Consider the following 11,988-nt stretch of genomic DNA (forward strand, 5'->3'; position numbering starts at 1 on the left):
ATCCTTTCCATTTCAAGCACATTCCTTCTGAAAATTTTCAAGAAGTTTAGCATAATCATTTACAGCTAAACGTGGTCCGAATTGAGAGACTACTTCACTCGAAATTAAGATGGCTAACTGAGCCGCTGTATTCAAATCTTGGTGATGGTTTAGGGCATAAAGGAACGCGCCTGCAAATGCATCGCCTGCACCATTTGTATCCACTGCTTCTACGTGGCGTCCCGCAACATGGAAATGTTGAGTTGGGTTAGAAACTAAAGCACCTTTGGCACTTTGTGTAATGACTACGGTATGATTTTTAAAACGTAATTGAGCAAGAGCATCTTCTACAGACGTTGTATTGGTATACATTAAGGCTTCTTGCTCATTACAAAATAGTAAGTCTACGCCATCATCCATAAGTTCTTCCAAGCCTTCACGAGCGTATTGCACCATGGCAGGATCTGAAAGAGAGAGGGCAATTTTTACGCCATTTGCTTTTGCAATTTCTCTTGCTTGTTTTACAGCTTTACGAGCCGTTTCACTTGTAGAAAGATAACCTTCAATATAAAGCCACTTTGCTGTTTTTAATGGTTCAAAGTCGATTTGATCTTGAGAAAGTTCAGCAGTAATACCTAAATAGGTGTGCATAGTGCGTTCAGAGTCAGGGCTAATTAACACCATACATGTGCCAGTTACGCCTTCACTGATCGATTTTGGTGTGGTCTGGATGCCAGCTTCATTTAGACCTTGTAGGTAGATCGCACCTAAATCGTCATGACCAACACGGCAACCATAAAAAGCGCTTCCACCTAATGCACTAAAAGCTACAGTCGTATTTGCTGCAGAACCGCCACTTGCTTGACCTTTGTAGTCTTGATGCTGTTTTAACTCTGCATATAGAGCAGACTGAGTGTCACCATCGGACAACTGCATTGTGCCTTTTTGCAGGCCTTGTTGATTAAGAAAATCATCAGACACTTTAAATTCTTGGTCGATTAATGCATTACCAATTGCAAAAAGATCTACAGTTGCCATATGTGTTGTCACAAATAAAAAAATCAGGTAGCTAAGTTTACACCATTGCTTGGATTTGCTGTAGTTTGTTGAATAAAATTCAGTTAATTCAAATATAAGTGGAGAAATATTGTTGTTTGAATATTCTTTAGATCAATTCTTGATACAAAAACTTGATAGATTGCCTACGCAAATTGTTGAATTAAGCTTAATTTCTCAAAGTGAGGGTTTTAAATTTATCAATAGATTGGTAAGTGAATATCAATCTGGCCAGAACTGTTTTGACGAGGTGGGAGAGGCTTTGTATGGTATGCAATATGCTAATCAGTTAATTGCCATTGGTGGAATTAATACTACTTTAAATAAAGACGTGGGTAGGTTGAGACGATTTTATGTACATCCTGAATATAGACGGCAGGGTGTAGGTGAATTATTACTTAGATCTGTAGAAGAGCACGCTAAACAATATTTTAATCAAATAGTTTTATATACAGACACTCATAGAGCAGCTGTTTTTTATAAGAAAATGGGGTATTCCGAGACAAATATGCCGAATAGTAATTTTTCTAAAAGAATAAGATGATTTTTTAACTCAGGTCTGATTTAACAAGGCCATTGAATTCATATTTTTAATAAATATTATCAATTAATAATGATTCTTGCTAATATTTACAAATACAGTGTATTTCATTGAAACTTCGCATGAAATTTTTCTTAGCGAACTTACATGAAGCGTTCTATTTTATTTATTTCATCAGTTGGGGTGATGACAAGCCATGTATATGCCGTAGAGGCAGAGCAACAGGCTGTAACCAACCTTCCAACAATTTCAGTAAAAGCTGAAAAGGAACAAAGCTTAAAACAAGAAGTGGGACAAGCATCGAGCGCAACTAAAGGACTTATGCAATTAAAAGATGTTCCTCAAATCGTAAATGTGGTGCCTAAACAAGTTTTAAGAGAGCAAACTGTCACCTCAATGCAAGGTGCCTTGCAAAACGTTGCTGGTTTGAGCTTTAGTGTGGGTGATGGGCAGCGTGATCAGGTCATGATTCGTGGTTTTTCTGCAATTACAGATAACTATGTAGATGGTATTCGTGATGATGCCTTGTATTTTCGAGATATGTCGAATGTTGAGCGTATTGAAGTATTAAAAGGGCCAGCTTCTGTATTATATGGACGTGGTTCTGCTGGTGGGTTAGTCAATAAAATTAATAAAAAACCAATGGACGAATCTTTGCGTGAAGTCAGTCTTATTGGTGGCACAACAGGTCAACGCCGTGCAGAAGTCGATGTGAATGAAAAAGTAGCAGAGAATGTTAAGTTTCGTTTAACTGGCGCAGTTGAAAATTCAGATGGCTATCGTGATCAGGCCTTTTTAAAACGCCAAGCGGTTGCTCCGTCTTTGCAATGGGATATTTCAGATAAGACGAAGCTTTTAATTCAGGCTGATTATTTGCATGATAATCGTTTAGCAGATCAGGGTTTTCCGACAGATCCAATTACAGGTAAACCTGTTAAAACAAATCCTAAAACTTTTTATGGTGCATTAAACGGTAAAGAGGTTGGTGATGTTGATACTGAAATTTCAAGCCAAACCATGAGTTTAGATCATGAGTTTAATGATAATCTAAAATATCATGGTGCAGTTCGTCACTATAACTATTCATTAGACCGTCAATACAGTGTCGATTCACATCAAAACTTACCAGCTGATAAGATTCAATTGACTCAAAACAAACGCTTACGTAATGAAGATGGCGTGTATGTTCAGCAAGAATTAAGTAACTTATTTAGTACAGGGTTTTTAAAGCACAATACCTTGATTGGTGCCGAGTATAGTAAGCAGCACAAAGATGAAATACTTTGGCAAGGGGCTAAAACAACAACCGATTTGTATAATCCTGAATTAGAATATTGGGCACCGATTAATACAGGTTCAACAGCTGCACGTAATAATAATAGTAATACCTTTGAAAACTACGGTATCTATTTACAAGACTTAATGACAGTTACAGATCAGCTGAAAGTTTTAGTTGGCTTGCGTTACGATAATTTGTCACAAGATCGAGATGATAAAACGAGTGCGAATTTGGATCTAAGCCGCACTGATAACACTTATTCTCCGCGAATTGGTGTGGTTTATCAGCCAGTAAGCAATATTTCCCTCTATACGTCTTATAATCGATCTTTCCAGCCTTTGGCTGATTCATTTGTTTTTTATAAAAACAGCGATGATTTAAGACCTACAAAAACTGAAAATATTGAGGTCGGTGCAAAGTGGGATGTAAATGATCAATTGAATGTAACTTTGGCTTTATTTGAGATGAGCCAAACGAATATTCAAAACCAAGATCCAGCAAACCCAAATCAAGCATTGTTAGCAGGTGAGCAAAAAACCAAGGGTGTTGAGCTTTCATTAACAGGTCAATTGACTGATCAATTGTCAGTATTGGCAGGTTATTCTTATATGGATGGTAAGATTGAAGAGTCTACTATTGGATTTACAGGCAATCATTCTGCGCTTACCCCAAATAACACTGCAAACTTGTGGTTGAAATATCAAATTAATGATCACTGGTATGCGGCTGTTGGTGGACGTGGTGAATCATCACGTTTTAGTGCGCCAGATAACAAAAACGTGTTACCAGGTTATGCTGTTGTAAATGCAGCAGTAGGCTATCAAAGTGAACGTTATGATGTGAACCTGAACCTAAATAACTTGTTTGATCGCGATTACTTCGTTTCAGGACATAGTGGAGCCAATGATTCAAACATGATGGGCGATCCATTAAATGCTCAAATTGCGCTTCGTTATCGTTTTTAAGTAAAAGTTTTTCTAAAAGCTCATCGACTTGATGGGCTTTTTTATTTATTGGGTAATATATAAATAGAATTAAAAGCTTTTGTTCTGGTAGGATAAAACGTTCATGGCTATGTGCTTGATATCAAAGCCCTGCCAATGAAAACTAATACTCAACAAAAACATAGTATTTTACTTGGCTTTTGTTCGCCAATCTCAAGCTGACTCAGGCTATAATGAGACTTATTCACTTATCCGATATGTTAGGAGATCACATGACTGTAGATGTCACTGAAACCATTTCTCAAACTGTTCACCCTGCGTTTCAGTTGCTACGTCAGCACCATGTAGAAGCATTAGATATTTTAGTGTCTGAATATAAGCATAAAGTTACAGGTGCTGTGCATTATCACTTGGCAACTGACTATGATGAAAATGTATTTCTTGTTGCTTTTAGAACACAACCTATGGACTCTAAAGGCACGGCACATATTTTAGAACATACCGCTTTGTGTGGATCTGAAAAGTTTCCGGTACGTGATCCGTTCTTTTTAATGATTCGCCGTTCTTTAAATACGTTCATGAACGCATTTACAGCAGCAGATTGGACTGCGTATCCATTTGCTACTCAAAACAAAAAAGATTTCCAAAACTTACTTTCTGTTTATCTTGATGCGGCGTTTGCCGCTAATTTGAATCCACTTGATTTTGCTCAAGAAGGTATTCGTATTGAACTTGAAAATGGACAACCTGTTTATAAAGGTGTGGTCTTTAATGAAATGAAGGGTGCCATGAGTGCGCCGTCTGACCAACTTTATCACCAGTTGGCTCATCATTTATTTCCTGAAACGACCTACCATTACAATTCAGGTGGCGATCCGAAAGATATTCCTGATTTAACGTATGAGCAGTTAGTCGAGTTTTATAAAACTCATTACCATCCAAGTAATGCAGTGTTTATGACTTTCGGGAATCAAACAGCTTATGAGTTACAAGAGCAATTTGAAAAACTAGCTCTAAATAAGTTTTCTGCGGGTACAACTTTATATTCTAAGCCTGAAAAACGTTTAGCTGCGCCAATTGAAGTAACAGAAAATTATGGCGTTGATAGTGATGATTTAAAAGATAAAACTTATCATGTCTTATCTTGGTTATTACCTGAAGCAAACGATGTTAAATTGCGTTTGGGAATGCGTTTAGTTGAAGGAATTTTATTAGAAAATTCAGCTTCACCACTGCGCCATTACCTAGAAACGTGTGGATATGCTCAATCAACCGGTCCATTAATGGGTGTAGACGACAGTAATTTTGAAATGACTTTCTATTGTGGTGTTCAAGGTTCAAATCCTGAACATGCTGAAAGCTTTAGAGATGGTGTTTTAAATATTTTAAGTGATGTCGCTGCTAAACCAATTGATAGCGATTTAGTCGATGCAATTTTACATCAAATTGAATTACATCAACGTGAAATTAATGGTGATGGTACACCATATGGTTTAAGTCTAATTTTAAATGGCTTAAGCGGTGCGATTCACCACAATGATCCAATTCAAATTTGGGACGTTGACAGCGCAATTGCACAAGTTAAAGAAGAATTGAAAGACCCAATGTGGTTATCAAATCTGATTCAAACACATTTGCTAGATAACCCTCATCGCGTACAGATGACTCTAGTTCCAGACCCAACAAAATCTGTAAAAGAGCAAGAGGCAGAAAAAGCACGTTTAGCTGCTATTGGTGAAAAACTAACAGATGCTGATAAGGCTGAAATTATTGCTAATACCAAGGCTTTAGAGGGACGTCAGGATACTCCAGATAACCTTGAATTATTACCAAAAGTAGGCTTGGAAGATGTACCTGCTGACTTGCATATTGTGCAGGGTCAATTGCGCGAGATTCTTTGCAATCGCATGGATACGCCGTTGAATTTGTATCATGCTGGTACGAATGGCATTTACTATCAACAAGTACTTATTCAAATTCCTGAAGATATTGTAATGTCACCTTATTTCAATTTGCTTTCTATCTTGATGGGCGAAGTGGGCGCAGGTGAGTATGACTATCTTGAGCTGCAAAACTTACAAACAGCTGTAAGTGGTGGTTTGGGAATGGGCGCTTCTTTACGTAGTAAAGTCGACGATAAAGATAAAATTAGTGCTTGGTTAACGTTAACGACTAAATCGTTGACTCAAAAAAATGATGCAATTCATTTATTAAAGTTAGCATTTGAACAGCTTCGTTTTGATGAGAAAGAACGCATTATTGAGTTATTGCAACAACGTAAAACACGTTGGCAGTCTCGTTTGTCTGGCGCAGGTCATAGTTATGCAATGCAAATTGCATCACGTAATATGAGTGCCTTGGCTCAACGTGATTATCAAAACACTGGTTTAGGTGCATTAAACTGGTTGGGTGAGCTTGTTGCTAAAATTACCCAAGATGATGCAGCTTATGATGAGCTAATCTCAGAATTAAAACGTATTCATCGTAAATTATTGCAAGCGCCTAAACAGTTCTTGCTTGTATGTGAAGAACATCAGTCTGAGCGTTTGGTTGAAGAAATCCAAAATGTTTGGGATAAACTAAACGTTGATGCAACTACAACAGAGTTAACCCACGTAGAACAAGCAAATGATAATAATCATGAAGCATGGTTAATTCAGGCAAATGTTCAGTTCTGTGCTTCTGCTTATCAGGCTGTCGATGTATCGCATCCAGATGCGGCTCCCTTAATGGTATTGGCAGCTTATTTACGTAATGGGTTTTTACACAGTGCCATTCGTGAAAAAGGCGGTGCATATGGTGGCGGAGCAAGTTATGATGGGAATGCATGTTCATTCCGTTTTTATAGTTACCGTGACCCACGTTTAGCAGAAACATTTAAAGACTTTGAAGCAAGTGTGCAATGGTTATTAAATGCGGAACAACAGCCTCATCAGCTTGAAGAAGCGATTCTTGGACTTGTTGCAAGTATGGATAAACCAGGTTCACCAGCGGGTGAGGCGATTACTGCATGTTATGCATTGTTGCATGCAAGAACACCAACTTTCCGCCGTACCTTACGTGAACGCTTGCTGCATGTAATATTAGAGGATTTACAACGTGTTGCTCGTCAATATTTAGTTGAGCAAACTCCTGTAAAAGCTGTAGTTGCGCCATTTGCAAAACGCGATGAATTGCAGCAATTAGGTTTTACCATTCAACAAGTTAATTAAAATAAAAATTGGAGATGAACATGGCGTTCAGACAATTTGAACGCACATCTTTACAGCTAAGCATGGGAATCGTGCTTAGCTGTTTGTGTGCGTCTGTGACATATGCTGACACCTTGGCACCTGTAACCCCTGCGACAGTAGATGCATGTGTTGCTCTTGCTTCGAATGCCGATCGTCTGGCTTGTTATGACTCTGTATTTAAACCAGCAGCTTTACCAGTTATTCAAGCTGCGGCTGTACCAGAGCCTGTTAAAAAAATTGATGCACCTGCTGTTCTACCTGAAACCTTTAAAGAGAAGGTGGTAGATACAGTGAGTAATATCAAAATAATTGGTAAAGCACCAAAACTTGAACCTACTACTTCTTTACTAGATCAACGTTGGGAGTTGTCTGAAAAAAGTAAACTAGGGGTTTGGAATATCCGTGCTTATCAACCAGTCTATTTGCTACCTGTATTCTGGACCAGTGACAAAAATGAATTGCCACATAGCCCGAACCCAAACAATACGGTGACAGAAGATCAAAATCTGAAATCGACAGAAAGTAAATTTCAGATTTCTTTAAAGACCAAAGCTTGGGAAAATATTTTTGGCAACAATGGTGATTTGTGGTTAGGTTATACACAATCTTCACGTTGGCAGACATTTAATGCTGAAGAATCTCGTCCTTTCCGTGAAACGAATTATGAGCCTGAAGCAAGTTTGATGTTTAGAACCAACTATGAATTGCTTGGTTTAGATGGTCGTTTACTTGGGGTTACTTTAAACCACCAATCAAATGGTCGTTCAGATCCATTATCTCGTAGCTGGAACCGCGTAATCTTTAATGTGGGATTAGAGCGTGGTAACTTTGCTTTAATGCTTCGTCCGTGGGTTCGCATTGAAGAAGACAGCAAGGATGATAATAACCCTGATATGGAAAATTACATCGGTCGTGGTGATTTAACAGCATTTTATAAGTGGAAGGAAAATGACTTCTCTTTAATGTTGCGTCACTCTTTGAAAGGTGGTGATGATTCTCATGGTGCTGTTCAATTTGATTGGGCTTTTCCAATCAGTGGCAAACTGCGTGGACACTTCCAGTTGTTTAATGGTTACGGTGAAAGCTTAATTGACTATAACCACCGAGCAACCTACGCGGGCTTGGGTGTTTCACTCATGAATTGGTACTAAGTCCTTACTTGTAAAAATGCCGCTTTTATAGCGGCATTTTTATTAACCAATTTGAATGTTGGCTTGAGGGTGTTTGAGTCGACTTTTTTTCGGAGTGGCAATTAAATATGCCAGTGTTAATGGGCCGAGTCGCCCAGCAAACATCAATAAACTTAAAATGAACAAACTACCATTATGTAGTTCTGGCGTGATTCCGCGAGAAAGCCCCACAGTACACGCTGCGGAAACAACCTCAAACAACAAGTTCATAAAGTCTGCTTTAGGCTCTAAAAGCAAAATAATAAAGAACCCCATGAAAATGAGTATGCTCGTAATAGCAGTGACTGCTAATGCCTTATAGGTCGTTTCATGTGAGACTGAATGATTAAAAATTCTAATTTCATCTGTGCGCCGTAAAAATGAAATAACACTGAGCACTAAAATTACAAAGGTTCCAACTTTAATTCCACCCGCTGTACTGAGTGAACCGCCACCAATAAACATAAGTAACATCATGAGTAAGGAGCTGCTGTTGGTCATTGCTCCTGTATCAATGGTATTAAATCCTGACGAGCGTGGAACAGTGGCTTGAAACCAAGCATTTAATGCTTGATCACCAATACTGAGCATTCCTAGGGTATGAGGGTTTTGAGCTTCTAAAGCCCAAATTAAAATAAAGGCGATAAGGTTAATCACTGTAATAGTGGTAAGAATTAGCTTGCTATTGGGAGTGAGCTTTTTCCATTTTTTATTTTGCTTAATGTCCATGAGAACCAAAAAGCCCAGCCCGCCTAAGGTATAAAGTATGCTAACAGTTATACAAATCATATAATTGCTTTGAAAACTTATTAAGCTATTGGAAAATAATGAAAAACCAGCATTGTTAAATGAGGAGATACTGTAAAAAATCGCATAGTACAATCCACGTGCAAAGCCGAAAGTCGGTGTAAAAGCAATAGTGAGAATAATTGTACCAATAAGCTCAAAAATAAGGGTATAAGTGACAACTCCCTTAGCAACAAAAGTAACCTTTGACAGGCTCGTTTGTCCGAGACTATCTTGCGCCATCATTTGTTGTTTAAGGCCAACTTTAGGTGACAAACTTAGTGCCGCCAATATGGCAAAAGTCATGAAACCTAAACCACCAGATTGAATGAGCAACAAAATGATAGTTTGCCCGAACAGGGTAAAAGATTCATGAATATTTAAAACAGATAGGCCGGTAATTGTTACTGCCGAGGTTGCGGTAAATAGCGCATCCATCCAGCTCACATGACCTGTATTGGCAAATGGCAGTTTTAGTAATAACGTGCCAAAAATAATAAAGCCCAGAAACCCCAGTGCCAAGAGTGAAGGAGGGCTTAAATTTAATGTTTTATGGGGCTTGGGATATATAGACATATTCTAGATTTCGTTTCTTATATGAAGCAATTAGAAAGTTTCTTTAACTGCGGTAAATGACCTTCTAAAATAAGAATATCATGAGTTTGCAAGGTGAAATTTTCTTCGGTCTCAAACAAAATTTGCTGCTGTCTTTTTACGAGCAATGTTTTGACCTGTGGTGCTTGCTGCATAATCCCATATAAGTTAATACCATTAAGTTTTTCTGGAATTTCAATTTTAATAATGTAGTGATCATCGTCTAAGGACATATAACGACTCACCATTGGATAGTTTAGGGCTTGAGCAACGCGTACCCCCATATCTTCTTCAGGATGAATAATTTTATTGATATTGAGATGCGACAAAATGGTGTGATGTGCTTTGGTTTTTGCTTTTACCCAAACTTTCTCCATACCTAAATTTTTTAAATTCAGTACACATAAGATACTTGCTTCAATATCTTCACCAATTGCTACAACAACTGCATCACAATTTTGAATATTAAGTTCATCAAGTACATGTTCGTCGGTTGCATCGGCAATGACGGCATGAGTTAAAACGTTGGCAAGATTTTCAACATTCTTTTTTACCGTATCAATGCCAATAACATCATGATTTAATTTTGTGAGCTCTTGAGCAACAGTTGCTCCGAAACTCCCTAAGCCAATGACTGCAAACTGTGCCATGTTGGTCCTTGTTTCCTGATTAGACGTTTATTTTTAAGGATATTTTCTTTGAGATAAAGAGAGGCAATGTAAATATGATGGGAAGATTAAAATAATTATAAGAATAAGCCGACAAATTTGTCGGCTTATTTATCAAAATCGAAGATTATTTCAAGAAACGTTTGTAGCCAACATTATTCGTAATTTCTGCATACGGATAGCTAATCTGCTCAAGAGTTTCAATTAAACCATCAGGATTTTGTTTCGCATCGGTCGCTTGTAAACCGACTAATACACGTCCTTCTGCTGCACCATGATTACGGTAATGGAATAGCGTAATATTATGGGTTGGGCCTAAGCGAGTTAAGAAGGTTAAGAGGGCGCCTGGACGTTCAGGAAACTCAACGCGGAATAATCTTTCATCATCCAGATTTGCATGACCGCCAATCAAATAACGAATGTGTAATTTGGCAACTTCATCATCAGATAGATCATCTACCACATAATTTTGTTGCTTCAATTGTTCTAAAATTTCATGGCGCTCAGCGTCGCCGCCTTTTAAGCTAATGCCAACAAAGACTTGCGCTTCTTCTGTGTTGTTTGCTCGGTAGTTGAACTCGGTAATATTACGGCCTTGTAAAGCGCGACAGAATCCTAAGAATGCACCTTTTTCTTCTGGTAGTGTCACCGCATAAATGGCTTCACGCTGTTCGCCTAACTCGGTACGTTCAGCAATATAACGTAGACGGTCAAAGTTCATGTTGGCGCCACATACAATCGACACAATATTTTTATTGCTGATTTTATGTTCGGTAATATATTTTTTGATACCAGCAAGGGCCATCGCACCTGAAGGTTCAACAATGCTGCGATTTTCGTCAAAGGTATCTTTAATTGCCGCACAGATTTCATCTGTATTTACAGTCACAATCGCTGGGTCAACAATTGGACCAGAATTATCAGACTTGCGTAGACGAATAATATCAAATGGCAAAGCACCGATTTGTGCAACAGCTGTACCATCTGCAAACAAGCCTACATGCGGCAAGATTACACGTTCATTTGCTTCTAAGGCTGCTTTTAAGCACGCAGATTCTTCATATTCAACGCCAATAATTTTCACGTGAGGTGCAACTTCACCAAGGTAAGCTGCTACGCCTGAAATAAGGCCACCACCACCTACAGCAACAAACACATATTCTACATCACGCCATTGACGTAATATTTCATTTGCAATAGTACCTTGACCAGCAATGACAAGTTCATCGTCATAAGGTGGAATAAATACAAGGCCTTCAACTTCGGCACGTTGTTGCGCATATTTATTTGCTATATCAAAACTATCGCCATGTAACACAACTTGACCACCCAAGCGTTTAACTGCTTGAACTTTAATGTCCGGAGTTGTGCTTGGCATAACAATAATCGCTGGAATTCCTAAACGTTGACCTGATAATGCTACGCCTTGAGCATGGTTACCAGCAGATGCACAAATTACCCCACGTTCGAGTTGTTCTTTAGGTAATTGGCTAATACGGTTATAGGCACCGCGTAATTTAAAAGAAAAAACAGGCTGTAAATCTTCACGTTTAAAACGAATAATATTATTTAATTTTTGACTAATTCGTGGAGCTGCTTCGAGAGGTGTTTCAATTGCAACATCATAAACCGTTGCTTGTAAAATTTGTCGTACCACACGAGACAGCATGTTCATCTTCCCTATAACAGTTTAAAATAGGAAGTTATTGTAGCAAACCCCCTGTGCATTTGCGCCGATT

8 protein-coding genes are annotated in these 11,988 nt (G+C 38.4%); 4 read left to right on the forward strand and 4 right to left on the reverse strand.

Annotation, left to right across the window (positions count from 1 at the left end; genetic code table 11):
- Positions 1 to 12: 12 nt before the first annotated feature.
- Positions 13 to 1,017, reverse strand: a complete 1,005-nt coding sequence (locus RMB13_RS06685; protein WP_311084746.1) for an adenosine kinase — start codon at positions 1,015 to 1,017, stop codon at positions 13 to 15.
- Between the two features lie 112 nt (positions 1,018 to 1,129).
- Here RMB13_RS06685 and RMB13_RS06690 point away from each other — a divergent pair, with 112 nt between their 5' ends.
- The 4 genes from RMB13_RS06690 to RMB13_RS06705 all read left to right on the forward strand — a co-directional run bounded on the left by RMB13_RS06690 (position 1,130) and on the right by RMB13_RS06705 (position 8,183).
- Complete coding sequence (locus RMB13_RS06690; protein WP_311084747.1) at positions 1,130 to 1,579, forward strand: GNAT family N-acetyltransferase; 450 nt, start codon at positions 1,130 to 1,132, stop codon at positions 1,577 to 1,579.
- Positions 1,580 to 1,723: 144 nt separating this feature from the next.
- Entirely contained in the window at positions 1,724 to 3,820 is a 2,097-nt protein-coding gene (locus RMB13_RS06695) for a TonB-dependent siderophore receptor (RefSeq protein ID WP_311084748.1), read from the forward strand.
- A 251-nt stretch (positions 3,821 to 4,071) separates the two neighbouring features.
- Positions 4,072 to 7,011: an insulinase family protein gene (locus tag RMB13_RS06700; RefSeq protein ID WP_311084749.1), complete on the forward strand. Its 2,940-nt coding sequence runs from the start codon at positions 4,072 to 4,074 to the stop codon at positions 7,009 to 7,011.
- 20 nt (positions 7,012 to 7,031) lie between these two features.
- Positions 7,032 to 8,183 carry a phospholipase A gene (locus RMB13_RS06705; protein ID WP_311084750.1) on the forward strand — a complete coding sequence of 384 codons (1,152 nt, stop codon included), beginning with the start codon at positions 7,032 to 7,034 and terminating at the stop codon, positions 8,181 to 8,183.
- A gap of 42 nt (positions 8,184 to 8,225) precedes the next feature.
- On the opposite strand, the gene RMB13_RS06710 is transcribed toward RMB13_RS06705, so the two are convergent.
- From RMB13_RS06710 to ilvA, 3 genes are all read right to left on the reverse strand, one after another.
- Positions 8,226 to 9,563 (reverse strand): TrkH family potassium uptake protein, encoded by a 1,338-nt coding sequence (locus RMB13_RS06710; protein WP_311084751.1) that lies wholly within the window; start codon positions 9,561 to 9,563, stop codon positions 8,226 to 8,228.
- A gap of 17 nt (positions 9,564 to 9,580) precedes the next feature.
- Positions 9,581 to 10,231 (reverse strand): TrkA family potassium uptake protein, encoded by a 651-nt coding sequence (locus tag RMB13_RS06715; RefSeq protein ID WP_004643058.1) that lies wholly within the window; start codon positions 10,229 to 10,231, stop codon positions 9,581 to 9,583.
- Positions 10,232 to 10,376: 145 nt separating this feature from the next.
- Complete coding sequence (gene ilvA, locus RMB13_RS06720; protein ID WP_171061263.1) at positions 10,377 to 11,924, reverse strand: threonine ammonia-lyase, biosynthetic; 1,548 nt, start codon at positions 11,922 to 11,924, stop codon at positions 10,377 to 10,379.
- Positions 11,925 to 11,988 lie beyond the last annotated feature (64 nt).

Source organism: Acinetobacter sp. V102_4 (genome assembly GCF_031799005.1).
GTDB lineage: Bacteria > Pseudomonadota > Gammaproteobacteria > Pseudomonadales > Moraxellaceae > Acinetobacter > Acinetobacter calcoaceticus.

Coding starts and splice junctions, on each gene's coding strand:
- RMB13_RS06685 (WP_311084746.1), bottom strand. CDS start 1,017: ATGGCAACTGTAGATCTTTTTGCAATTGGTAATGCATTAATCGACCAA.
- RMB13_RS06695 (WP_311084748.1), top strand. CDS start 1,724: ATGAAGCGTTCTATTTTATTTATTTCATCAGTTGGGGTGATGACAAGC.
- RMB13_RS06700 (WP_311084749.1), top strand. CDS start 4,072: ATGACTGTAGATGTCACTGAAACCATTTCTCAAACTGTTCACCCTGCG.
- RMB13_RS06705 (WP_311084750.1), top strand. CDS start 7,032: ATGGCGTTCAGACAATTTGAACGCACATCTTTACAGCTAAGCATGGGA.
- RMB13_RS06710 (WP_311084751.1), bottom strand. CDS start 9,563: ATGTCTATATATCCCAAGCCCCATAAAACATTAAATTTAAGCCCTCCT.
- RMB13_RS06715 (WP_004643058.1), bottom strand. CDS start 10,231: ATGGCACAGTTTGCAGTCATTGGCTTAGGGAGTTTCGGAGCAACTGTT.
- ilvA (WP_171061263.1), bottom strand. CDS start 11,924: ATGAACATGCTGTCTCGTGTGGTACGACAAATTTTACAAGCAACGGTT.